The sequence below is a fragment of the Pseudarthrobacter sp. 01T43 genome (assembly GCF_056398665.1).
Genome location: NZ_JBFTPV010000009.1, coordinates 67420 through 89972, shown reverse-complemented (window position 1 = coordinate 89972; position 22553 = coordinate 67420). Strand labels below are relative to the sequence as shown.

The following is a 22553-nucleotide window of genomic DNA, read 5'->3' as shown; positions in this document are numbered from 1 at the left end:
GTCCTTTAGTCAGTGAGTATTCCGGCCGGCTAGCGGTACTCCGGGTTTTCGAAATCGAAGCGCGTACCGGCTTTCCATTCTTCAGGAAGGTTGCCGTAAGCGGGAATCCCGCCGGCGTCCTTGAGTATCCGGGCAAGATGCAGCAGGTTCCAGGTCATGAAGGTGGTGTTGCGGTTCGTGAAGTCGGACTCCGGGCCGCCGGATCCTTCGTCCAGGTAGCTCGGCCCCGGACCCACGGGTCCGATCCAGCCGGCGTCCGCCTGGGGCGGGATGGTGAAGCCGATGTGCTGCAGGCTGTAGAGGACGTTCATGGAGCAGTGCTTGATGCCGTCTTCGTTGCCGGTGATGAGGCAGCCGCCCACTTTGGGGTAGAACGCCCACTGGCCTTTGCTGTTGAGTTGGCCCGAGTGGGCATAGAGCCGCTCAATGAGCTTCTTGGTCTGCGAGGAGTTATCACCAAGCCAGATGGGACCGGCCACCACTACGATGTCTGCTTCTTCAACAGCCGGGTATAGCGCCGGCCACTCATCGGTTGTCCAGCCGTGCTCGGTCATGTCCGGGTACACGCCGCTGGCGATGTCGTGATCCACCGTCCTGATCACCCGCGTACTCACGCCCTGCTTTTCCATAATGAGGCGGCTGACCTCAACGAGGCCCCCGGTGTTGCTGGTTTCCGGCGACTTTTTCAGCGTCCCGTTGAAGAACAGTGCCTTCAGGTCGCTGTAATCCGAGGTGTTCTGCGGTGCCGCCATGATGCTCCCTGGTTCACTGGCACGGGCTGACCCGTGCGGACTGGGCTGTGGAAACCAAGTCTACTGATGGTCAGCGAATCAGGGGCGGCGTCAGGAGACTTTCTTCAGGAACGCAGAAGCGTGCGCTTCAAGGCCGCTGCCTGGGTTCGCGGCCCCACCTGCGGCGACGTCCCAGCGCCAGAGCAGGTTGCCGTCCACCAGGCCGAAGATGCGCGTGGCAGCGCTGTAGTCCTTCGAGTGGCTTCCGCGCATCACCATGTCGGTGGTGAGCTGGATCTGCGGGCCCTTGATCTGCCCGTAGTAGAGCTCGGAGATGCCGCCGGGATGCGCGATGGACACGGAGATATCGAAGCCGCCGTCCTTGTTGCGCAGGGCTTCGACCTCGTCGGCGCTCTTGAGCGCCGGAACGATGTCGGCCGGGATCAGGCCCGGGCCGCCGTCGGCGTCCAACTGTTTGCGCTCAAGCGCCCAGAAACCGGTCTCAACCGTGAGCGGCCGAAGGCGGGTTCCGTCGTCGTCCGTCAACCAGCTCTCCGCACGGTACTGCAGATACGGCAGTCCGTTGTGTGTGAAGGAGACGTGCTGGACGAAGTGTTCCGAATCCTCATCCCCGCTGCCGAGCCGGCCGCTGCCCTCCCACTCACCAATGAGCCAGGAAAGCGGAACAAGTTCCGGTGTCAGGTCTGTAGGAATCTCAATCGGCACAACAATTACCTCAGGAAATCGCTAGCTGCGGGACGGGTTTACTTCTGGCCTTTGAACAGGCGGTAGACCACAAAGCCGGCAAACCAGGCCATGGAAAGGCTGGCGACGCCGAGCAGGACAAGGAAGAAGATTTCAAATGCAAGTACGGACATGATGCCATCCTAACCGTTAGTAGATGAGTAGTTTGTCTATGAAGTAGGCAAGGGAACCCACAGCGGACACGGGTGCCAGACCCATGCTAAGGGCTGCGGCGAGATTCAGCGGAGCGCCGCGGAGTGTGACAAGCCGGCGGAAGCTCACCAGGACCGCGCCCACCACCACGCCGAAAATCGCGGCGGGCAACACAGCAAGGTCCGAGAAGACCAGCCCTGCGAGCGGTCCCGCGAGACCCGCCAGGACGATCCCCAGCGGAGCAACCACCCTGTCCGGCCAGCGGATCAGCCCGGCGCACAGAGCCACGGCGGCACTGATGGCTGCCACCAGCATCATTTCGCGGACCCCGTTGAACCGGGCACCGGCAACCCATCCGGCGCCGAGGCAGGAGAGGAGCACACCGGCGCAGCAGCCCAGCGTGGATTCCAGCCGCTGGGCCTGGCCGGTGCCTCGGATGAGCTGCACCACGAAGACGGCCATCATCCCCAACGCCATGAAGGCGGGTGTCCAGTCCAGGAAACCCGGCGCCGGGACCAGGCCTGCGGCGATTGCGGACCCAACGCCCGGCAGGGCAATGACAGTGGCGAGCGTTTTCTTCGCCGGAATTCGGAGGAAGTGGGGCCAGCCGATGCCTACCGCCACAGCAATGGCACCTGCAACGCCGACGAGCGCCTCCTGCGAGACGTACACGCCAACGATGATGGCTACGAGACCCGCCACGCCTATCAGGCCAATGACCCAGGAGCCCAGTGACCGCGCCGGGGCCTGTTCTTCCCCGCTCACGCTGATCCCAGTCCTTCCGGTCCGCCGCTTCGACACTGCACTCAATTCGTTGCATTCCCATTCTGGCTATAACCCGGCGGCCTTGCCCTCCGCGGGAGGGCATTCTGCCCCACGGCTCAATCCTGCCTTATGTGACTCGGATATGTCGCAAAACGAAGGTCTGCTGGGCCGGAATCCCTGTTCGCGGGAACGCCGTTCGGTATACTCAAAGTTCAGCTACGCTTCCTGCAACGGTTGCCGGCCGGACAGATGCTTTGCCGGCCTCGATCGTGGCAGTGAGCTGGTTCCGGCCGGTGAAAACCCGGTTCAGTCGCCCGAAGATGCGCGGACGCCCCTTGGAGGAACAATGTCGCACATCCTGCTATTGACGAACAGCACTGGTTCATCGGTGGACATTCTGCCTGCCCTTGAATTACTGAACCATCGCGTGCACATCCTCGCCGCTGAGCCAACCGCCCTGCTGGAGACTGATCCCTGCGACATCGTGCTGCTGGATGCGCGCAAGGACCTGGTGGGTGCCCGTTCACTCACGCAGCTACTGAAGGCCACCGGCCTGAGCGCACCGCTTGTCCTGATCCTCACTGAAGGCGGCATGGCTGCCGTTTCTTCGGCCTGGGCTGTGGACGACATCGTGCTCGACTCCGCCGGTCCGGCCGAGGTGGAAGCGCGCATCAGGCTCTCGGTGGCGAGGGCTGTACCCGAACAGGACGATGCTCCCACGGAGATCCGGGCAGCGGGGGTGGTCATCGACGAGGCCAGTTACACGGCCCGTGTCAACGGCGCACCGCTGAACCTGACGTTCAAGGAGTTTGAACTTCTCAAATACCTGGCCCAGCACCCCGGCCGCGTCTTCACCCGCCAGCAACTGCTCACCGAGGTGTGGGGTTATGACTACTACGGCGGCACCCGCACCGTTGACGTCCATGTCCGCCGTCTCCGGGCCAAACTCGGCGCGGACCATGAAAACCTGATCAGCACCGTCCGCAACGTCGGCTACCGCCTGACGCTCGTACGGCAGCAAGAGGACGAACTGACGGAAGCCTGACCGCCGGCATCCAGAATTAACGCAACAGCCCCGGACCGCCGGTCCGGGGCTGTTGCTTTTGTCTGTTCGTGGAGGACATACGGGTCGAACGTATCGAGGCCACCCCACTGGTGGATCCCCCTCGCTCCCGCCAGTCTCCTGCCGGGTGAGATATCGACTATACGTAACCGCAGGGGCGGCATCAAATCGGGGCACGTTCCGGCCCGGACGTATAGCCTAGCCTCATGAGTCCTGCGCACCCGGAAAAATGGCCCGTCCTCGTTGTCCACGGCGGTGTGGATGAGCAACTGCTGAAGGACTGCCTGGGGCTCCTGGCCGCCGCCGAGGAATCCGACGGCAACCCCTCGCTGTCCGAGCAGACAGTGGTGACGCTCCGCGCCGGGGATTCCGCCGAGCATTCCCTCCTGGCTCTTGCCCTCTACGCCCCGGACGAGGACTCGGACCCGTCCTCCGGCCAGGACCTGGCCGGGTTCGCAGTGGTGGTGGAAGAAGCCGACGGCAGCGGGCTGCTGGAGATTGCGGTCCACCCCAGCTACCGCAACCAAGGCGTGGCGGACCGCCTGGTAGGTTCGCTGAAATCCGGGCGCGGCCTTAACGGTTTGAAGGCGTGGTCGCACGGCAACCACGAGGCGGCAGCGGACCTCGCCGCCCGTTACGGCTATGGCCCGGTGCGGGAGCTCTGGAAGATGAGGCTGACCACCGCCACCGCTGAACTGCCCGACGTCGGCCTTCCGGACAACGTCACGCTCCGAGCCTTCGTGCCGGGCCGGGATGAGGACGGCTGGCTTTCGGCGAACCGTGCCGCCTTCGCCCATCACCCTGAACAGGGCTCCTTGACCCGTGCGGACCTGGATGCCCGGATGGCCGAGGACTGGTTTGATCCCGCCGGCTTCCTGCTTGCCGTGGACGCGGACGGCCAACTCCTGGGTTTCCATTGGACCAAGGTCCACCCACGGCATGGCTCACACCCGGCGATCGGTGAAGTGTATGCGGTGGGAGTCACCCCGGCTGCGCAGGGCATGGGCCTGGGCAAGGCGCTCACTGTTGCCGGGATCAGGTACCTGCAGGGCCTGGGGCTGCACGCCGTCATGCTGTACACGGACGCGGACAACACGGCGGCCGTCTCCCTTTACCGTGGCCTGGGTTTCACGCGCTGGGACATGGACGTGCAGTACGGGCCTGTGACCACGGCATAGCTTCCCCTCGGGTGAGGTATCCGGCTCGCTGGACGAAAGGCTTCCTCTGGCCCTAAGCACAGGGCCAGCGGACCCCGTTTGATTGTAAGGTTGGTAGGGAACCGCGCCGGCGGTGGGCCAGCATCAAGCGCCAGGTAAGAGGAGACACCATGAAACCGGAACCCGCGGGAACAGCCACGTCCAAGGGCACTTCAGCACCCGTGCGGGCCCGCTTCGGCTCATCCGAAGTACCGGCTTCGCGCGCCACGCAGGACCGGATCGACATTCCTGAGTTTGCGCCCAGCCTCGTGCCGGAAGGCGACATCCGGCCCGACCGTTTCCTCGACCGCGAGCTGAGCTGGCTTGCCTTCAACTCCCGGGTCCTGGAGTTGGCCGAGGACCCGAACCTCCACCTGTTGGAGCGCGTCGCCTTCCTTTCCATCTTCGCGTCCAACCTGGACGAATTCTTTATGGTCCGTGTGGCCGGCCTCAAGCGGCGTATCGCCACGGGCCTCGCAGTCCCCTCCCCCGCCGGCCTCAGCCCGGTGGAGGTCCTCGAAAAGATCGGCGACGAAGCCCACCGCCTCCAGCAGCGCCACGCCCAGGTCTACGCGGAGCAGATCCGGCCAGCACTGGCCTACGAGCATATCCATCTGATGCACTGGGACGAACTGGACGACGCCGCCAAGCAGCACCTCAGCGCGATGTTCGCCGAAAAGGTCTTCCCCATCCTGACGCCGCTCGCCGTCGACCCGGCGCATCCCTTCCCTTACATCTCGGGACTATCGCTGAACCTGGCGGTGGTGGTGCGCAACCCCGTAAGCGACAAGGAACTCTTCGCCCGCCTTAAGGTTCCGGACCAGCTTCCCCGCCTGATTTCCATCGACGGTCCGCGCGCCGGTGCCATTGCAGGGCGCGTGGCGCGTTTCATCGCGCTCGAAGAGGTCATCGCCGTCCATCTGGACAAGCTTTTCGCCGGCATGGAAGTCCTGGAACACCACATCTTCCGCGTCACCCGCAACGAGGACCTGGAAGTTGAAGAGGACGACGCCGAAAACCTGCTGCAGGCGCTTGAGAAGGAACTGCTGCGCCGCCGGTTCGGGCCGCCCGTCCGCCTCGAGGTCAGCAATGACATCAACCCGAACATCCGCGCGCTCCTGATCCGCGAACTCGGGGTGGAAGAGTCCGAGGTCTATTCGCTTCCCGCACCGCTTGACCTCCGCGGGCTTTCCGTCATTGCCGGCATCGACCGCGCCGACCTCCATTATCCGAAGCACATGCCGCACACGTCCCGGTTCCTCAACGAATCCGAGACATCCAAGGCCGCCAACGTTTTTTCGGCCATGCGCCGCCGCGACATCCTGCTCCACCACCCCTATGACTCCTTCTCCACATCGGTGCAGGCGTTCCTGGAACAGGCAGCAACCGACCCCAAGGTGCAGGCAATCAAGCAGACCCTGTACCGGACTTCGGGCGACTCCCCCATTGTTGACGCCCTGATCGACGCGGCCGAGTCGGGCAAGCAGGTGCTGGCGCTGGTGGAGATCAAGGCCCGCTTCGATGAGCAGGCCAACATTTCCTGGGCCCGCAAGCTCGAACAGGCCGGCGTTCACGTGGTGTACGGGATTGTGGGATTGAAGACGCACTGCAAGTTGTCGCTGGTGGTCCGGCAGGAAGTGGACGGGCTTCGCCGCTACTGCCACATCGGCACCGGCAACTATCATCCCCGCACCGCCCGCTATTACGAGGATCTTGGCCTGCTGACCGCCAACGAGCAGGTGGGCGAGGATCTTTCCAAGCTGTTCAACCAGCTTTCCGGCTACGCACCCAAATCCACGTTCAAGCGCCTGCTGGTGGCTCCCCGCTCTGTCCGCTCGGGGCTGATTGACCGGATCGAGACCGAAATCCGCAACGCCCGTGCCGGGCTTGCCGCCCGGGTGCAGATCAAGGTCAACTCCATGGTGGATGAGGCCATCATCGATTCGCTCTACCGCGCATCGCAGGCGGGTGTGATGGTGGACGTCATTGTGCGCGGCATCTGCTCGCTGCGTCCGGGGGTCCCCGGCCTCAGCGAGAACATCACGGTTCGTTCCGTGCTGGGCCGTTTCCTTGAGCACTCCCGGGTGTTCGCCTTCGCCAACGGCGGGAACCCCGTGGTCTACATCGGCTCGGCCGACATGATGCACCGCAACCTGGACCGCAGGGTCGAGGCCCTGGTCCAACTGACCAACCCGGATGACATCACCTACGTCCTGGACCTGCTGCGCCGGTACATGGATCCGGAGACGGCCAGCTGGCACTTGGACAACGAGGGACTGTGGAACCGCCACCACATTTCCGACGACGGCACGCCCCTTGAGGACATCCAGTCGTGGCTGTTGGCATCGCGTGACCGCCAGCGCAGCTTGAGCCGGCGGTAGGGCCGGCGTTGTCGAGCGACATCCTCGTAGCAGACCAGACAGACCATCCCGGCGAAACAGTCGCGGTGGTTGCTGCCGGGGCCATTCCCTGGCGGGTTAACTCCAACGGCCTTGAGGTCCTCCTGATCCACCGGCCCCAGTACGACGACTGGTCCTGGCCTAAAGGCAAAATCGACGCCGGCGAGACCATTCCCGAGTGCGCCGCCCGTGAGGTGCGCGAGGAGATTGGGCTGTCAGCGCCCCTGGGCATTCCCTTGCCACCCATCCACTACCACGTGGCTTCCGGCCTTAAGGTGGTTCATTACTGGGCGATCAAGGTTAACGGGGCCAAGCTGGTTCCGGACGGCAAGGAAGTGGACCGGGTAGTCTGGTGCGCCCCCCAAACCGCCGCCGGGCTGCTGTCCAACCCGTCCGACGTCGTCCCGCTGGATCATTTGCGGGCCGCCCACAAAAACGACCAGTTGGACACGTGGCCGCTCATTGTGGTGCGCCATGCGAAGGCCAAACCCCGCTCGTCCTGGACCAAGGCGGAGGGTGAGCGGCCCCTGGCGGCTACCGGCATCCGGCAGGCGCAGGCCGTCGGCCGGCTGCTTCAGGCCTGGCAGCCGCCGCGCGTGGTCACGAGCCCCTGGCGGCGCTGCGTGTCCACGGTGGCGCCCTATTTGAAGGCGTCAGGAGCAAAGGTCAAACTTATCGATGCGCTGACGGAACACCGGCACGCCCGCACCCCCAAGAAGACGGGTGCCGTCGTTGAGTCGCTTCTGGACAAGCAGCAGCCAGTGGCCGTCTGCACGCACCGGCCGGCGCTCCCCACCGTCCTGGCCCAGTTGGGCAAGCACATGCCGGGCAGGTTGCGGGCCCTCCTGCCGGATGCGGACCCGTTCCTCTCTCCCGGGGAACTGGTGGTCTGCCATGTGGCGACCAACCACAAGCAACGCATCGTGGCAGTGGAACAGTTCAAGCCTTTCGACGACTGAGAAACCGATGCGCTTGCGGACGTGGTTCATCCCTTCCCTCCTGCTGTTATTGGCCACGGCTGGAGTCGGCGCAGCCCTGTATCGCGGGATGCCGGATCCTGTTCCAGTGCACTGGAACGGCGCCGGAGAGGCCGATGAGTTCACCGCGAAGTCGGTGCTGGCTGTCTTTTCGCCACTGCTGATCGGAACCGGAACAGTGACCTTCCTGTGGCTGCTGCACCGGTTCCTGCCGGCCCGTTCGCTGCAGATGGGGGGCCAGGACGCTGCGCTCGCGGAGGCCAACGCGGAAGCCGGCCGACACATCCTTGCCGCGATCACACCCGCAATGTCAGTGCTGTTCAGCTGGCTAAGCATCCAGGGCTGGCTGGGACTGACCGGAGCCGCCGTCATCTGGGTTCCTGTGCTGGCCATCATGGTCTACACCACGGTCATCATCGCCCGGGTCATGTCATCCGCCGCCACCAGCGCTGCTCCCGCCGGCCGCCCCGGTAGACTTTAGCCGTGAGCATCCCGACGCCTTATGAAGACCTCCTGCGCGATGTCCTCGACCACGGCACGCACAAATCCGACCGCACCGGCACCGGAACCACCAGTGTTTTCGGCCGCCAGATCCGCTTCGACCTGGCCAAAAGCTTCCCGCTGATCACCACCAAGCGGGTGCATTTCAAGTCAGTGGCGGTTGAACTCCTGTGGTTCCTGCGCGGCGAATCGAACGTGAAATGGATGCAGGACCTGGGGGTGACCATTTGGAACGAATGGGCCGACGCCGAAGGCGAACTCGGCCCCGTCTACGGCGTCCAGTGGCGCAGTTGGCCTACCCCTGACGGTGGCCACGTTGACCAGATCGCCGAGTTGGTGGAGAACCTGAAGTCCAACCCGGATTCCCGCCGGCACATCGTGTCCGCGTGGAACGTCTCCGAACTCAAGAACATGGCACTGCCGCCGTGCCACGCGTTCTTCCAGTTCTACGTGGCGGACGGCAAACTGTCCTGCCAGTTGTACCAAAGGTCCGCCGACATGTTCCTGGGCGTGCCATTCAACATTGCCTCCTACGCGCTTTTGACCTGCATGATTGCGCAGCAGGTCGGGCTGGAACCAGGCGAGTTTGTCTGGACGGGCGGCGACGTCCACATCTATGAGAACCACATGGACCAGGTTTTGAAGCAGCTGGACCGTGAACCGTATGAGTACCCGCAGCTGAAGATCACCCGGAAGCCGGCGTCGATCTTCGACTACACACTGGAAGATTTCGAAGTGGTGGGCTACCAGCACCACCCCACGATTAAGGCTCCGATCGCCGTATGAGCACCGAGAACACAGCAGATTCCCAGGCCTTCAGCGAGGAGCTGGCCGATACCGTCACCGGCGTCGGCCTGGTGTGGGCGCAGACCTCCGGTGGCGTGATCGGCAAGGACGGCGACATGCCGTGGGACCTGCCGGAAGACATGAAGCACTTCACCCGGCTCACCGTGGGGCACCCGGTGATCATGGGCCGCAAGACGTGGCTGTCCTTCCCGGACAAGTACCGTCCGCTGCCCGGCCGCACGAACATTGTGATCACCCGGCAGAAAAACTGGGGCGAATCACCCGAGGCGGAGGGCGCCGTCGTAGTTCCTTCCTTGGATGATGCGCTCCTCGAGTCCCAGTTCGTCGACGGCGGCGAGACGGTCTGGATCCTGGGCGGCGGCGAAGTGTTCCGACAGTCCACCGAACTCGCCAACGTCGCGGTGGTCACCACCATCGATGTGGAGGCCGACGGCGATACGTACGCTCCCGAGCTCGACGAGACGTGGGAGGCGGCCGCCGCTGTCCCGCCGGACGGCTGGCTGACGGCAGCGAACGGGACGCGTTACAGGTTTACCAAATGGGTTAGGACGCAAGGCTGAGATGTTGAAGAAACCGGAAACACTGTTTGTACTGGGCTATATGCTCCTGCCGCTGCTCGCGCTGCTGTCCGCGATCGTTGGCCTGACCATGATCCTGGGCGGCAACAAGATCGCCGGCGCCATCGTGCTGGTGGTGGTCACGCAGGTCTTCACTTTCGGCGCCTTCTTTGCGTTGCGGGCGCGGAAGGCTGCCGTGCTGGAGGAGTCCACCCGGAAGTAGCCCCTTCCCCGGAGCGTGGGATCCTCGTCCCCGTCCGCCTTGTCACTTCCCACCTGCCAGTGACGTAACCGACTGCGCCCTTCCGGTTCCGAAGTCTAAACTGTACGAATGACTACAGCAGCTACCCCCTCCGTCGGCCTGGTCGGATGGCGCGGCATGGTCGGCTCCGTCCTGATGCAGCGCATGCAGGACGAGGGCGACTTCGCCAACCTCAACCCGGTATTCTTCTCCACGTCCAACGCGGGAGGTGCCGCCCCCTCATTCGCTGATGGTGCCGGCAAGCTCGAAGACGCGTTCGACGTCGACACCCTGGCGAAGCTGCCCATTATTGTCACCGCACAGGGCGGGGACTACACCAAGCGAGTGCACACTGAGCTGCGTGGCCGCGGCTGGGACGGCCTCTGGATCGACGCCGCGTCCACCCTGCGAATGAACGACGATTCGATCATCGTGCTCGACCCGATCAACCGCGACGTCATCGACAAGGGCCTGGTCAACGGCACCAAGGACTTCATCGGCGGCAACTGCACCGTCTCCTGCATGCTCATGGGCCTGGGCGGGCTGTTCAAGAACGGCCTCGTCGAATGGGGCACCTCCATGACCTACCAGGCAGCCTCCGGCGGCGGTGCCCGGCACATGCGCGAGCTGCTCAGCCAGTTCGGAACGCTCAACGCCGAGGTCAGCTCGGAACTGGACGACCCGGCGTCGGCCATCCTGGAAATCGACCGCAAGGTCCTGGCCCACCAGCGCACCGACATCGACGCCACCCAGTTCGGCGTGCCGCTGGCCGGCTCCCTGATCCCCTGGATCGATGCGGACCTGGGCAACGGGCAGTCCAAGGAAGAGTGGAAGGCCGGTGTGGAGACCAACAAAATCCTGGGCACCTCGGACGAGAACCGGATCATCATGGACGGCCTGTGCATCCGCATCGGCGCCATGCGCTCCCACTCCCAGGCGCTGACGCTCAAGCTCCGCGAAGACCTGCCCGTGGCAGAGATCGAAAAGCTCCTCGCCGAGGACAACGAGTGGGCCAAGGTCATCCCCAACACCAAGGAAGACTCCATGGCCGGGCTGACCCCCGTGGCCGCCTCCGGCACGCTGGAGATCCCGGTGGGCCGTATCCGCAAGATGGAGATGGGACCGGAGTACATCAGCGCGTTCACCGTGGGCGACCAGCTCCTCTGGGGTGCCGCCGAGCCACTGCGCCGCATGCTCAACATCGCCACCGGGAACCTGTAGCCCCGCCGCCTGGAGCGGTCCTGACCCGCAGGAGCGGTGCTGCCCAGCACCGCTCCTGCGGGTCAGGGCCGCTTTCGCGGTTAACCGGCAAGAGCTTGGCCTCGCAGAATCCGGGACCGGTCCATTGCGGCCCCGAGGCGCCGGCGCAGTTCTGCGGGCTGCGCCACATGCTTCCACTCAACGCGGAGTACCAACCAGCCTTCTTCGATCAGCTCATCCTCGCGGCTTCGTTCGGCGAGCAGCACCTCGTCAGTCGGCTTGTAGTCGGTGTACTTCCCCCTGCCATCAAACTCGATCACCACTCGCGACTCAGGATCCGCGAAGTCTGCCCTGAAGCGGCCCCTCACGGTCGGGATTTCAAATTGTGGAATGAACATGGTCAGCCCGAAAGACCGGAGTACCAGCCGTAACCGGGTCTCCCCCACCGATTCTGACCGACCATCGAGGACATCTAGAAGGTTAAGTGCCCGGCGGCTGCCGCGCTTGACCGGACTCTCTTCCAACAGATGGCGCATACGTTCGACGCCGGCTCCCTTCCGCAGTGCGTGGTCGCCGATCACGGCGGCCTGTTCCAGTGGAAGGATACGGGCGCAATCCAGTACTGTGCGTTCGATGCCAGTGGTCAGGATCTCCCTGGCGTCCGGGCTCCACAGTGTCCAAAGGTCGGCGGGCTGCAGATCCATACGGTGCGTCCGGACGTCGCGGCCTGCGCTCTTCGTTGTGTTGGCGTAGTCCGTGGTGACGTGGACCAGCGGCCCTATGTCCCAAACGTGACAGCCATGCAATCTGGCAGCGCTGACGTGGCTGTAACGGGAAAGCCCGCCGGTGGACAGGAAATGCGCCTGGAGCCTGAGGGCGTCCCTGGTCCAGGGCTCGGCGGCTTTCCAGTCGGCGCTCCGGACATAGGCGCCGCGACGAAGCCTCAAGACGAATCCGCTGCGGACGGCTGCAGTCAGCACGCGTTCGTCCAGTCCGGCGGCGGCCAGCTGTTGGGTGGAGGCCACGGGGAACGCCGGCCACCGTGCGTCCAGGACCACGCGCAGCTTGTCGCTATTCATGCTCCAAGGCTCCCGGACAAACCAAAACAACGGCAGGTCCAAGCCACGCTATGTGGACAACTCCGCGGCCCGGCGTGCCCGCGTGCCTCCGCTTCTGCCTTGCTTCAGCGGCCCTCTCCCGCATACGCGGTGCTGGCCAGCCCCGCGTATGCGGGAGAGGGCCGTTCGTGCGGGAAACGGCCGTTCGTGCGGGGCAGGGTCGGGATAGGCGCCGCTTTTGCGTGGGGGCCTGCGGCGTCAGGTGTTGAGGAAGCTGAGGTACTGTTCGGCGGCCTTGGCGAACGCAGCCTGCGCACCGGCACCGAGGGGCCTGGCGTCGTCGAAGAGTTCAGGTACGACGGCGGCGTTTCTGTTGGTGCCTGCCCTGGCCCAGGTGCCCACCACCTCTCCCCCGGCCACGATGGTCTTCTTGAACACACCGTTGCCGCCGGGGACGATCTTGTCGGCATGCTCGGGCGCCAGGACGAGGCTCCGGTCCTGATAGCCGAGCAGGAACTCGTCGAATCCAGGCAGCAGGAGCACCGACCGCTGGCCAGGCACACCGTCGTCGAGCAGTGCCCCGGTTTCCGCCGACATCCAGTAGGCGGCCCCGCCGAACTCGAGTTCCACCAGCTGCCCGCTGATCTGCTCCAACGCAGCCCGCACCTCGGGCAGCGGAAGCTGCGTCCACCAGGCAAAATCGCGGACCGTGGCAGGGCCGTGGCTGCGGAAATAGCGCAGCATGAATTCGGCGATGGCCGCCTGGCGCCCGAGCGTCCGCGAAACCGGTATCCACTCGTCGAACGCCACCAAGAGCGGCTGGTTTCCCGCGAGCGGGCCTTGGACCAGCCATGCGTGGCGGCACAGCGACCCCAGGATATGGATCCCCCGCTGGCCGGTGGTTGGCTGCCCTGCGGCCTCAAACATGGCGAAGAGTTCGCTGCGGCTGACAGACCCGCCGCCGGCCACACGCTCCAAAGCGACGTCGCGGCACTTTTCGATGTCCGCCCAGGTGATGTCGAGCTCCCGGTGCCGGCCGGCAACCACGCGGTGCAGCCGTTCCGCCGTGAGGTCCAGCATCCACCGCAGATCCTCCGGAGCCACGAGGTGGAGCGTTCCACGCATCGGCCACGAGCGAACCACGCTGCCATCCTCCAGTGCGGCCCGGACATCCGTCAGCCCTGCCCCGGGAACCCGCAGGCCGACGGCCAGCAGTGAGGCCTGCAGGTCCTGCGCCTGGGTGGCCGTCATCCAGCGGACAGCCTCGGCAACCGAGCCCGGCCGCGCCGGCCCGAGCAGACCCTGTGAGGCCAGCCGGAGCCTGCCCATGACCTTGCGGCTTACCCGGTTCGCTGCCATGCCCTCATCCTAAACGCTGTCCAGATAGGGTAGATCCATGACTTTGGGGAGTTTATGGCAGTTGTTCGAGCGTGAAACGAAAGGCTGGATGCTGGGAGGGACCGTCGCGGTACTGGCGGGCGTGACCATTGGACTCGCCCCTACCCTGGGATCCGCGTACGGCGGATCCGGCGACGGCGGGTTCCCGGTTGTTGGATTCTCAGGCCGAGCAAGCATGGAGCTCCTGCTGCCGTCCCTGTTCCTCTCGTTGGGTGGTGGGTATGCCGTCCTGTTTCCCGGGCTGCGGGCGGGCGCCGACGTCCATCTAGTCCGCGACTGGAAGGTCTCGCCGCTGAGCGGCCGGCTGCTCGGGGCACTCTCCCTTGCCACCGCGACGGCGGGCGTCATGGCCTGCATCCTCGCGGCCGCGACGCATTCGGCAGTTCCAGCGGCCCTGGTCTGGCTTTTTATGGGCCCGTTCCTGGCGCTCAGCGGCTGGACCGCTGCTCTTCTGGGGACAGCAACGGCCGTCCGGTTGGCAGACGCCAGAGACGCGCGCGCCGCCGTGGCCACGCAGCCCTGCTGACCGGCTAAAGCGTCAGCCCGATCAGCAACGGTTCAGGGTGCAGTTCAATGCCAAAGCGTTCGACGACGCCGGCCCGCACCTCGCGCGCGATCGCCAGCATGTCCTTGGCGCTGGCTGAGCCACGGTTGGTGATGGCCAGCGTGTGCTTGGTGGACAGCGACGCCCTCCCGCCGGAGACGCTGCCAGGCTCCAGGCCGTAGCCCTTGCCGAACCCTGCCTGGTCGATCAGCCAGGCAGCGGAGAGCTTCACCATCCCGTCGACGCCGGCTGGATACTGCGGTGCCGAATCGGGCAGACCGGCGGCCACATCAACCGGAACAACCGGGTTGGTGAAGAAGGAGCCGGTGGAATAGGTGTCCCGGTCCGCAGGGTCCAGCACCATGCCCTTGGATGCGCGCAGGCGCAGTACTTCACGCCGGACGTCATTGGAGTAGGCACGTTTGCCGGGTTCAACTCCCAGGGAGCGGGCCAGTTCGGCGTAGCGGATGGGCGCACTCATCCGGCCGAGAGGCAGCTGGAACTCAACGGTCAGCACGACGTAGCGGGGCGACCCGTCCACGGTGGCCTGCTTCAGGATGGAATCGCGGTAGCCGAACTTCAGCTCTGAGCTGGTGAAGGTCTGAACCGCGTTCCGGGTCCGGTCCCAGGTGCGGACCGCGGCGATCGTCTGGGAGACATCCGAGCCGTACGCGCCGACGTTCTGCACCGGAGTGGCACCTGTTGCACCGGGGATACCGGAAAGCGCCTCGATTCCGGACCAGGCATGGAGCACGGCGTGCTCAACCAGGGCATCCCAGTTGTGTCCGGCCTGGACCACCGCCGCCACGCCGCCGCAGGAGTCCTCCGCGTTGACGGTAAACCCCTCCGAGGCGATCCGCACGACGGTGCCGGGGTACCCGTCGTCGGAGATCAAGAGGTTGGAGCCACCGCCAACAATGAGGACCGGCTCCCCTGCGGCGTCGGCCGTTCGGACGGCGTCAATAATCTCCGCCTCGGTCCGGGCCTCAACATACTTGCCGGCGGGACCCCCGACGGCGGCCGTGGTCAGGGCAGAAAGCATTGTCTGGCTCACAGCTTCACCCTAGGACAGCCTGACGACGGCCTGGGCCTTCATCAGCACTTTCTGCCCGGCCGCAACCACGGTGAGGTCCACGCGCGCGGTGCCCGCCTCGGCGTCGAGCTTTCCGATGGCGCCGGTGACTTCGATGGTGGCCCCCGGCTCCGTGGTGCCGGTGGTGTCGGTGACCAGGACCGGTTTCGTGAAGCGCGTCTGGAAGTCGACGACGGCGGCAGGGTCGCCTGCCCAGTCGGTCACCAGCTGCACGGCGGCACCCATGGTGAACATGCCGTGGGCGATGACCCCGGGCAGTTCCACACCGGTGGCGAAGGCTTCGTTCCAATGGATGGGGTTGAAGTCACCGGAGGCACCGGCGTACTTGACCAGGTCGGTGCGGGTGACCGCGATGGTGCGGCTGCCGATTTCCTGGCCGGCGCTGAGTTCGTGGAAGCTGGGGCTCATGGTTACTGTCCCTCTCCGCGGACGAGGATGGATGAGGTCGTGGTGGCGACGGCCTCGCGTGAATCGGTGCCGCCGTCGGTGAGGGCAAAGATCTCGGCGCGGGTGGTGATCATGGCGCCGCCGCCCATGGCGCGGACGCCGTCGACATGCAGCTCGGCAACGAGCCGGTCACCGGCGAAGATGGGGCGGTGGTGGATGAAGCGCTGGTCTGCGTGGACCACGCGGGTGAAGTCGATGCCGGCATCCGGGTCCTCGATCAGCTGTGCGTCGGCCCGCTGGGCGATGATGATGGCGAACGTGGGGGGCGCCACCAGGTCGGTATGGCCCAGGGCCTTGGCGGCTTCGACGTCGAAGTGGGCGGGGTGCCTTGCCTTGACGGCGCGGGCGAACTCGCGGATTTTCTCGCGGCCGACGTCGTACACCTCTGCGGCAGGGTAGCTGCGGCCCTGCAGGTCCGGATTGATAGTCATGGGCTCAAGCCTATCGCCCGGGCAGCACGCAAGGGTCTTGCGCCCTGTTGATATGATGGATTCATCATCCCATCAAGTGACCCGTTGCAGGGTCACAGAGGAGCGCTTCTTATGTTGTCTCCCGCCCAGGCTCCGCTCTACGAGATCAAGGCCAACCTGTTCAAAGCGCTGGCACACCCCGCCAGGATCCGGATCCTCGAACTGCTCGCTGCGGCCCCGGACAACACCGCTGCCGTGAGCCACCTCCTTGTCGAAACAGGGCTGGAGGCCTCGCATCTCTCCCAGCATCTGGCCACGCTGCGGAGGCACAAGGTGGTGACGTCGGTGCGGAGCGCCAACGCCGTGACCTACAGACTGGCGCACCCTGGTATCTCCCAACTGCTGGCGATCGCGCGCACGTTCCTGCTGGACAGCCTCGCCGACTCGAATGAACAGCTCAAGCTCGCGCAGCAGCTGCCGGCCGGGCACCTGCAGGACGGGGCAGCGTCGTGAGCACCGAACTGCGATCCAGTTCAACCGGGCTCAGCCGCTTCCTGCCATCCCGGGCGGACTATGCCGGCCTCCGGCAGTCCTGGCGGACGGACGTGTTGGCCGGGATAACCGTGGGCATCGTGGCCTTGCCGCTGGCACTGGCATTCGGGGTCAGCTCCGGGGTGGGTGCGGAGGCGGGCCTCATCACGGCGATCGTGGCCGGGTTGGTTGCCGCCGTCATGGGCGGCTCCCACGTCCAGGTCTCAGGACCCACCGGGGCCATGGTGGTGGTCCTCGCGCCGGTGGTGGCGGTGCACGGGACAGGCAGTGTGGCCCTGGTGTCCCTGATGGCCGGGCTGATGGTCTGCGTCCTCGGCTTCAGCGGCCTGGGGAAGGCAGTGGCCTTTATCCCCTGGCCCGTGGTGGAAGGCTTCACCCTGGGAATCGCGGCCATCATCTTCCTCCAGCAAGTGCCCCTCGCGACCGGTACGGCCGGGATCCCGGGCCATAACACGCTGCTCGCCGCCATCGAGGCGGCGTCCGGGGCGGTGGCACCCACAGTCCTGCTGACCCTGGCACTCGTGGCGGGGGTCGCCGTCGTGATGGTCCTGGTCCAGAAGTACTTCCGGGCGCTGCCGGCGAGCCTGCTCGCGGTACTACTGGCGACGGTGGCTGCCGAACTTCTGCGGCTGGACGTGCCCCGGATCGGCGCGCTGCCGCACTCCCTGCCCTCCCCCTCCCTTCCCGCTATGGACCCGGCGTCCATTGGCGCCCTGGCGATGCCCGCCGTCGCCATCGCCGCCCTCGCGGCTATCGAATCTTTGCTGTCGGCCCGCGTTGCAGGCGGGATGGTTGGCCCGGACGGGACCCCGAGCGGCGCGTACAGCCCGGATCGGGAACTGACGGGCCAGGGCCTGGCATCCATCGCCGCCGGCTTGTTCGGCGGAATGCCGGCCACGGGAGCCATCGCCAGGACCGCCGTGAATGTGCGCTCGGGCGCGAAAACCCGCGTATCCGCCGCAGTGCATGCCGTGGTCCTGCTGGGCATTGTCTATTTGGCCGCCGGGCTGGTGGGCAGCATTCCGCTCGCGGCCCTCGGCGGCGTGCTGATGGTCACCGCGGTGAGGATGGTCTCACGGCGCACGGTGAACGCGATCCTGCGCTCAACACGCTCGGATGCGGCGGTCTTCGTCCTCACGGCAATCATCACCGTGGCGTTTGATCTGATCGTGGCGATCCAGATCGGGCTGGCCGCAGCGGCACTTTTCACGTTGCGTAAATTCGCGTCCCTGAGCAGTGTGCAGCGTGAGGGTATTGCCGGGCCGCCTGTGGCAGGTGATGAACACATTGCCGTCTTCCGGCTGGACGGCGCCATGTTCTTCGGTGCCGCAGAACGCATCCTCCAGGAGATCAGCCAGGTCAAGGACGTCCAGGTGGCCATCATCAGGCTCTCGCAGCTGCGGATGCTTGACGCCACCGGCGCGCACGCACTCGTGGAGGTCATCTCCGCCTTGGAACTGCGCGGCATCACGGTGCTTTTGAAGGGCGTCCGGCCGGATCATCTTGCCTTGGTGACCAACGTCGGCGTGATCCGTTCACTGCGCCACCACAAGCACCTGTTCGAGGACCTGACGGCCGCCGTGGAGCACGCCCGCAGCCATGTGCGCCGGAACGCGGCCGCAGCTACCGCTTGAGGTTCTTGCGGATCGCCTGACCCCGGACCACGATCCCCACGATGTGCAGGACCAGGCCCAGGCCGATAACCGGCAGCGACGCAGTGGCCAGGCCCTGGTTTCCGGACGTGTTGCCGATCAGGTTCAGGACGATTCCCACGCCGATCAGTCCCATGGCACAGAAGACGGTGACCTTGTAGGCGGTGGGCGCGGTGTTCCAGAATTCGTTCAGCACCGTCCAATTCTAGCGAGGCGTCAGAGCGCCGGCTTTACCCCAAAGGCCACTGCGAGCTTCATGATCTTCTCGGCGCGGCCCAGGCGCGGCAGGTCTGAGCCGTCGCGGATGACGCGGCCGTTGGCCTCGAAGTCGTTCATGAAGTCGGTGGCCCAGGCGACGTCCGACGGCGTGGGGCTGATGACCTCGTTGATGACCGGGGTCTGGTCGATGGCCAGGCAGAGCTTACCGGTCATGCCCATCATCACCGTGATACCGGTCTGCTCGCGCAGGATGGGGTGGTTGGTGCCGACCGTGGGGCCGTCGATGGGGCCCGGCAGGTTACCCACCCGGCTGGCGACCACCAGCTTGGCGCGGGGGTAGGCCATGGCCTCGGCGGTGGCGGCCATGCCGGTGTCGCGGCGGAAGTCGCCGGAACCGAAGGCAAGGCGGAACGCTCCCTGGGCCTTGGCAATGTTGTTGGCTTCCTCGATGCCCACGGCGGATTCCACCAGCGGGATCACGGGCGTCTTGCCATCCATCCGGTGGAAGCTCTCGGTCACCTGGTCCGCGGACTCGGTCTTGGCCAGCATCACACCGAGCAGGCCCGGGGTTCCACGCAGGGCGGCAAGGTCATCGGCCCAGAACGGGCTGGTGGCATCGTTGATGCGGACCCAGGCCTTCCCGCCGCCGGTCAGCCAGTCAATGACATGTCCGCGCGCCTGGTCCTTCTGCGACGGGTCCACCGCGTCTTCAATGTCAAGGATGATCGAGTCAGCGCGTGAAACAGCCGACTGGTCGAACAGTTCGGGTTTCATCGCATTGACCAGGAGCCAGGAACGGGCGATTTCAGCTGGGATGTTGCGCTCGGGCCGAACGGTCTCGGTGGCGGTGATTGACGTCATGCTTCTACCGTATCTGGCCGGGCCCTGCGAGCGCTAAGCAGGAATGCCATACGTGATGACCAATACGAACAGTACCGGCGCCGTCCGCGCCCCGGCCGCCGAATGTAGGTAGCAGTAAGTGTGGTTATGACGGCTCAAACCGACACTTACTGCTACCTGGTTGGGGTTACGGGAGGTTGCCGCCCCGGGCCGCGATCCAGAGCCCGTACCAGTCGGCCCGGGTCATGGCCGCCGCCACCCGGACAGCGTCAGCACTCGCGGCGATCCTCCCTGGGTTCACCGTGCCGATCACGGGCGAGATGCCTGCCGGATGCTTCATCAGCCAGCCCAGGAGGACGGCCTCCCCCGTGGTGCCGTATTTGCCGGCCAGCTCCTGCACGAGGACCGCTGTGGAAGTCTCGGCCGTCGTCGGGTCCTCCGGGGCTGCACCGGTGTACAGCCCCCGTGCCAGCGCCCCGTATGCCTGCAGGGTGACCCCGTTGCCGGTGCAGTACTCCAGTGTGCCGTGCGGAAAGCCGTAGTCCAGCGAGTCCGCATGGTTCACCAGGACCTGGCTCTCCAACCAGGCCCGCTTCAGCAGGCTCATCTCAAGCTGGTTCGCCACCACGGGCGTTTCCAGCCGGTCCTGCAGCGCCTGGATCTGCGCGCCGGACATGTTGGACACCCCCACCTGCCGCACCTTGCCTTCGGCGAGCAACTGCGCGACCGCGCCGGCCACCTCCGCCAGGTCCGTGAGGGGGTCGGGGCGGTGCAGCAGGAGCACATCGACGAAATCCGTCTGCAGCCGCTTCAGGCTGCCGTTCACCCGCTCCAGGATGGCTTCCCGGCTCAGGTCGTAGTGCGTGGCAAGCCCGCGTTCGTTGAGCCGGATTCCGCACTTTGTCTGCAGCCGGATCCGGCCGCGCAGGCCGGGCGTAGCGGCAAGCACTTCGCCGAAGACGGCCTCGGACTTGCCGCTGCGGTAGATGTCCGCGTGATCGAACAGCGTGATCCCTGCAGCCAGGGCGGCCTCGACGGCGGCAGCTGCCTCGTCCACATGGTCAGCGCCATGCGGCTCGTCGGACCAGCTGCCGCCCAGGCCCATGCAGCCATAGATGAGCTCCTGCATCAGGCTGGACCCCCGCCCGCCACGGCTACAGCCACGTAAACCGGCATCAGCGCAGCCACGCCGTGCTGTTGGCCGGCAGCTTGCCGTCCTGCAGCGGTGAACTACTGAGCAGCACGGTACCGGCGGGGAGTTCGACGGCGGTGTCCCCGAAGTTGGTCACTGACTGCCAGCCACCGGGGCGGCTGAAGTGCAGGACGTCCGGGCTGCCCGTCTCTGACCATTCCAGTTCCTCCCCGGCCTGCAGTTCCCGGCGCAGTTTCAGTGCCTTGCGGTACAGCTCCAGGGTGGAGTTTTCGGCGCCGTCCTGCGCCTCGACGGCGTACTTGCTGAACCAGGCCGGCTGCGGGAGGTGCGCGCCGCCGTCGCCGAAACCGAAGGAGGTGCCTTCAACCGTCCAGGGCAGCGGAACCCGGCAGCCGTCGCGGCCCACCTCAAGACCTTGGCTCCGGAAGAACGTCGGGTCCTGCCGCTCGGCGTCGGGAATTTCCGCCACTTCCTGCAGACCGAGCTCCTCGCCCTGGTAAAGGTAGGCAGACCCGGGGACTGCCAGCATCAGCAGGGTGGCAGCACGGGCGCGCTGTTCGCCCAGTTCCGCATCCAGCTGGTCCGAGGGGCCGCCGGCCAGCAGCCAGGCTTTTCCGTCCTGGCCCTGGGGCTCCATGCCATTCAATCCCTTGGATCCCTTGGATCCCTTGGGCAGCCCGTAGCGCGTGGCGTGCCGGACGACGTCGTGGTTGGAGAAGACCCAGGTGGACGAAGCCCCGGTCTCCTTGGCCTCGGCCAGGTTCCGGGTGATGATCTCGCGGAACTCCCCGGCGTCAAAGTCGGCCTGAAGGAGATCGAAGTTGAACGCCTGGCCCAGGCCCTGCGGGCTGGCGTAGCGGGCGCGGCGGGTGGCGTGCACCCAGGCTTCAGCGACCGCGGTGCGTGGCGGGTTGTACTCGTTGAAGACCGCCCGCCATTCGGCGTAGATCTCGTGGACTTCGTCGCGGTCCCAGAAGGGGTGGGTGCCGTCGTCGAACCCGTCCACCAGCTGCCCCTCCCGGGCAAGTTCCAGCTTGGACAGCAGCGGCTCCGTGAGGTCCTTGGTCAGCGCGTGGGCCACGTCCACGCGGAAGCCGTCCACGCCACGGTCGGACCAGAACCGCAGCGTCTTCAGGAAGTCCTCGCGGACCTCGCGGTTGGACCAGTTCAGGTCCGGCTGCTCCTTGGCGAAGATGTGCAGGTACCACTGGCCGGGCGTGCCGTCAGGTTCGGTGATGCGCTCCCACGCCGGACCGCCGAACACGGAATCCCAGTCCGACGGCGGGAACTCGCCGTTGGGCCCCTTGCCGTCGCGGAAGATGTAGCGCTCCCGGGCGGCCGATCCCCGCGGGGAGGCCAGCGCCTCGCGGAACCATTCGTGCCGGTCCGAGGAATGGTTGGGAACGATGTCCGCGATGAGCTTGATGCCGGCGCTGTGCAGTGTCTTGGCCATCGCGTCGAAGTCGGCCAGGGTGCCGAGCTTGGGATCCACATTGCGGTAGTCGTCCACGTCGTAGCCGCCGTCGGCGAGCGCAGAAGGGTAGAACGGGCTCAGCCACACGGCGTCGATCCCCAGTTCCTTGAGGTAAGGGACTTTGGCCGTGATGCCCTTGATGTCCCCCAGCCCGTCACCGTTGGAATCAGAGAAACTGCGCGGGTAGATCTGGTACACGGCAGCCTGGCGCCACCAGTTGGGGTCGGCCGGACGGTCAGCTTCGGACAGGGTTGCCAGCGTGGCAGTGGAGGGCAAGGCGATGATCCTTTTCGTCTGGGGGGTGATCGTTCCGGGACGGCTGGGTACAATTTAGATAGTTACTAAATATATTCCCTCACCAATTATGGGACGGCGGAAT

The 22553-nt window shown here is 65.6% G+C and carries 24 protein-coding genes; 12 read left to right on the top strand and 12 right to left on the bottom strand.

The window, feature by feature from the left end; translation table 11 throughout:
• Positions 1-29 precede the first annotated feature (29 nt).
• From AC1DIM_RS10945 to AC1DIM_RS10935, 3 genes are all read right to left on the bottom strand, one after another.
• Positions 30-752: a flavodoxin family protein gene (locus AC1DIM_RS10945; RefSeq protein WP_477710507.1), complete on the bottom strand. Its 723-nt coding sequence runs from the start codon at positions 750-752 to the stop codon at positions 30-32.
• Positions 753-842: 90 nt separating this feature from the next.
• Positions 843-1457, bottom strand: a complete 615-nt coding sequence (locus AC1DIM_RS10940; protein WP_477710506.1) for a nitrobindin family protein — start codon at positions 1455-1457, stop codon at positions 843-845.
• Between the two features lie 168 nt (positions 1458-1625).
• Positions 1626-2360, bottom strand: a complete 735-nt coding sequence (locus tag AC1DIM_RS10935; RefSeq protein ID WP_477710529.1) for a permease — start codon at positions 2358-2360, stop codon at positions 1626-1628.
• A gap of 379 nt (positions 2361-2739) precedes the next feature.
• Between AC1DIM_RS10935 and AC1DIM_RS10930 the strand changes: the two genes are divergently transcribed.
• The 9 genes from AC1DIM_RS10930 (at position 2740) to asd (ending at position 11355) form a co-directional block, all read left to right on the top strand.
• Positions 2740-3438 carry a winged helix-turn-helix transcriptional regulator gene (locus AC1DIM_RS10930; RefSeq protein ID WP_190987352.1) on the top strand — a complete coding sequence of 233 codons (699 nt, stop codon included), beginning with the start codon at positions 2740-2742 and terminating at the stop codon, positions 3436-3438.
• Between the two features lie 224 nt (positions 3439-3662).
• Positions 3663-4634, top strand: a complete 972-nt coding sequence (gene mshD / locus AC1DIM_RS10925; protein WP_477710505.1) for a mycothiol synthase — start codon at positions 3663-3665, stop codon at positions 4632-4634.
• A gap of 149 nt (positions 4635-4783) precedes the next feature.
• Positions 4784-7033 carry an RNA degradosome polyphosphate kinase gene (locus AC1DIM_RS10920; protein ID WP_477710504.1) on the top strand — a complete coding sequence of 750 codons (2250 nt, stop codon included), beginning with the start codon at positions 4784-4786 and terminating at the stop codon, positions 7031-7033.
• Positions 7034-7041: 8 nt separating this feature from the next.
• Positions 7042-8010 carry an NUDIX hydrolase gene (locus AC1DIM_RS10915; RefSeq protein ID WP_477710503.1) on the top strand — a complete coding sequence of 323 codons (969 nt, stop codon included), beginning with the start codon at positions 7042-7044 and terminating at the stop codon, positions 8008-8010.
• A complete protein-coding gene (locus tag AC1DIM_RS10910) occupies positions 7904-8509 on the top strand; it encodes a DUF1648 domain-containing protein (protein WP_477710502.1) in 606 nt (201 codons plus the stop codon). Before AC1DIM_RS10915 ends, AC1DIM_RS10910 begins: the two co-directional genes overlap by 107 nt.
• Positions 8510-8511: 2 nt before the next feature.
• Positions 8512-9315 (top strand): thymidylate synthase, encoded by an 804-nt coding sequence (locus tag AC1DIM_RS10905; RefSeq protein WP_477710501.1) that lies wholly within the window; start codon positions 8512-8514, stop codon positions 9313-9315.
• Positions 9312-9896 carry a dihydrofolate reductase gene (locus AC1DIM_RS10900; RefSeq protein WP_477710500.1) on the top strand — a complete coding sequence of 195 codons (585 nt, stop codon included), beginning with the start codon at positions 9312-9314 and terminating at the stop codon, positions 9894-9896. Before AC1DIM_RS10905 ends, AC1DIM_RS10900 begins: the two co-directional genes overlap by 4 nt.
• Before the next feature lies 1 nt (position 9897).
• Complete coding sequence (locus AC1DIM_RS10895; protein WP_477710499.1) at positions 9898-10116, top strand: NF038396 family protein; 219 nt, start codon at positions 9898-9900, stop codon at positions 10114-10116.
• A gap of 108 nt (positions 10117-10224) precedes the next feature.
• Positions 10225-11355 carry an aspartate-semialdehyde dehydrogenase gene (asd, locus tag AC1DIM_RS10890; protein ID WP_477710498.1) on the top strand — a complete coding sequence of 377 codons (1131 nt, stop codon included), beginning with the start codon at positions 10225-10227 and terminating at the stop codon, positions 11353-11355.
• An 80-nt stretch (positions 11356-11435) separates the two neighbouring features.
• On the opposite strand, the gene AC1DIM_RS10885 is transcribed toward asd, so the two are convergent.
• Complete coding sequence (locus AC1DIM_RS10885; RefSeq protein ID WP_477710497.1) at positions 11436-12413, bottom strand: hypothetical protein; 978 nt, start codon at positions 12411-12413, stop codon at positions 11436-11438.
• 237 nt (positions 12414-12650) lie between these two features.
• Positions 12651-13751 carry a winged helix DNA-binding domain-containing protein gene (locus tag AC1DIM_RS10880; protein ID WP_477710496.1) on the bottom strand — a complete coding sequence of 367 codons (1101 nt, stop codon included), beginning with the start codon at positions 13749-13751 and terminating at the stop codon, positions 12651-12653.
• Between the two features lie 37 nt (positions 13752-13788).
• Here AC1DIM_RS10880 and AC1DIM_RS10875 point away from each other — a divergent pair, with 37 nt between their 5' ends.
• On the top strand, positions 13789-14316 hold the full coding sequence (locus AC1DIM_RS10875; RefSeq protein WP_477710495.1) for a hypothetical protein: 528 nt from the start codon (positions 13789-13791) through the stop codon (positions 14314-14316).
• Positions 14317-14320: 4 nt separating this feature from the next.
• On the opposite strand, the gene AC1DIM_RS10870 is transcribed toward AC1DIM_RS10875, so the two are convergent.
• The 3 genes from AC1DIM_RS10870 to AC1DIM_RS10860 are packed head-to-tail and all read right to left on the bottom strand — an operon-like array spanning position 14321 to position 16305.
• Positions 14321-15388: a UDP-N-acetylmuramate dehydrogenase gene (locus tag AC1DIM_RS10870; protein ID WP_477710494.1), complete on the bottom strand. Its 1068-nt coding sequence runs from the start codon at positions 15386-15388 to the stop codon at positions 14321-14323.
• A gap of 9 nt (positions 15389-15397) precedes the next feature.
• Positions 15398-15835, bottom strand: a complete 438-nt coding sequence (locus AC1DIM_RS10865; RefSeq protein WP_477710493.1) for a MaoC family dehydratase — start codon at positions 15833-15835, stop codon at positions 15398-15400.
• A gap of 2 nt (positions 15836-15837) precedes the next feature.
• Entirely contained in the window at positions 15838-16305 is a 468-nt protein-coding gene (locus AC1DIM_RS10860) for an FAS1-like dehydratase domain-containing protein (RefSeq protein WP_477710492.1), read from the bottom strand.
• Between the two features lie 111 nt (positions 16306-16416).
• Here AC1DIM_RS10860 and AC1DIM_RS10855 point away from each other — a divergent pair, with 111 nt between their 5' ends.
• Positions 16417-16797 carry an ArsR/SmtB family transcription factor gene (locus AC1DIM_RS10855; RefSeq protein ID WP_477710491.1) on the top strand — a complete coding sequence of 127 codons (381 nt, stop codon included), beginning with the start codon at positions 16417-16419 and terminating at the stop codon, positions 16795-16797.
• Positions 16794-18470: a SulP family inorganic anion transporter gene (locus AC1DIM_RS10850; protein WP_477710490.1), complete on the top strand. Its 1677-nt coding sequence runs from the start codon at positions 16794-16796 to the stop codon at positions 18468-18470. Before AC1DIM_RS10855 ends, AC1DIM_RS10850 begins: the two co-directional genes overlap by 4 nt.
• Here the strand turns inward: AC1DIM_RS10850 and AC1DIM_RS10845 are convergent.
• From AC1DIM_RS10845 to AC1DIM_RS10830, 4 genes are all read right to left on the bottom strand, one after another.
• Entirely contained in the window at positions 18460-18684 is a 225-nt protein-coding gene (locus AC1DIM_RS10845; RefSeq protein ID WP_477710489.1) for a DUF3188 domain-containing protein, read from the bottom strand. The genes AC1DIM_RS10850 and AC1DIM_RS10845 overlap by 11 nt on opposite strands.
• Positions 18685-18704: 20 nt before the next feature.
• A complete protein-coding gene (locus AC1DIM_RS10840) occupies positions 18705-19568 on the bottom strand; it encodes an HpcH/HpaI aldolase/citrate lyase family protein (RefSeq protein WP_477710488.1) in 864 nt (287 codons plus the stop codon).
• Positions 19569-19734: 166 nt separating this feature from the next.
• Positions 19735-20676: an aldo/keto reductase gene (locus AC1DIM_RS10835; protein WP_477710487.1), complete on the bottom strand. Its 942-nt coding sequence runs from the start codon at positions 20674-20676 to the stop codon at positions 19735-19737.
• A 46-nt stretch (positions 20677-20722) separates the two neighbouring features.
• A complete protein-coding gene (locus tag AC1DIM_RS10830) occupies positions 20723-22450 on the bottom strand; it encodes a glycoside hydrolase family 13 protein (protein ID WP_477710486.1) in 1728 nt (575 codons plus the stop codon).
• Positions 22451-22553 lie beyond the last annotated feature (103 nt).

Bases quoted from the DNA above. Each gene is read 5' to 3' on its own strand.
- AC1DIM_RS10945 (WP_477710507.1), bottom strand. From the start codon at position 752: ATGGCGGCACCGCAGAACACCTCGGATTACAGCGACCTGAAGGCACTG.
- AC1DIM_RS10930 (WP_190987352.1), top strand. From the start codon at position 2,740: ATGTCGCACATCCTGCTATTGACGAACAGCACTGGTTCATCGGTGGAC.
- mshD (WP_477710505.1), top strand. From the start codon at position 3,663: ATGAGTCCTGCGCACCCGGAAAAATGGCCCGTCCTCGTTGTCCACGGC.
- AC1DIM_RS10920 (WP_477710504.1), top strand. From the start codon at position 4,784: ATGAAACCGGAACCCGCGGGAACAGCCACGTCCAAGGGCACTTCAGCA.
- AC1DIM_RS10910 (WP_477710502.1), top strand. From the start codon at position 7,904: ATGCGGACCCGTTCCTCTCTCCCGGGGAACTGGTGGTCTGCCATGTGG.
- AC1DIM_RS10900 (WP_477710500.1), top strand. From the start codon at position 9,312: ATGAGCACCGAGAACACAGCAGATTCCCAGGCCTTCAGCGAGGAGCTG.
- AC1DIM_RS10895 (WP_477710499.1), top strand. From the start codon at position 9,898: ATGTTGAAGAAACCGGAAACACTGTTTGTACTGGGCTATATGCTCCTG.
- asd (WP_477710498.1), top strand. From the start codon at position 10,225: ATGACTACAGCAGCTACCCCCTCCGTCGGCCTGGTCGGATGGCGCGGC.
- AC1DIM_RS10885 (WP_477710497.1), bottom strand. From the start codon at position 12,413: ATGAATAGCGACAAGCTGCGCGTGGTCCTGGACGCACGGTGGCCGGCG.
- AC1DIM_RS10880 (WP_477710496.1), bottom strand. From the start codon at position 13,751: ATGGCAGCGAACCGGGTAAGCCGCAAGGTCATGGGCAGGCTCCGGCTG.
- AC1DIM_RS10875 (WP_477710495.1), top strand. From the start codon at position 13,789: ATGACTTTGGGGAGTTTATGGCAGTTGTTCGAGCGTGAAACGAAAGGC.
- AC1DIM_RS10865 (WP_477710493.1), bottom strand. From the start codon at position 15,835: ATGAGCCCCAGCTTCCACGAACTCAGCGCCGGCCAGGAAATCGGCAGC.
- AC1DIM_RS10860 (WP_477710492.1), bottom strand. From the start codon at position 16,305: ATGACTATCAATCCGGACCTGCAGGGCCGCAGCTACCCTGCCGCAGAG.
- AC1DIM_RS10855 (WP_477710491.1), top strand. From the start codon at position 16,417: ATGTTGTCTCCCGCCCAGGCTCCGCTCTACGAGATCAAGGCCAACCTG.
- AC1DIM_RS10840 (WP_477710488.1), bottom strand. From the start codon at position 19,568: ATGACGTCAATCACCGCCACCGAGACCGTTCGGCCCGAGCGCAACATC.
- AC1DIM_RS10835 (WP_477710487.1), bottom strand. From the start codon at position 20,676: ATGCAGGAGCTCATCTATGGCTGCATGGGCCTGGGCGGCAGCTGGTCC.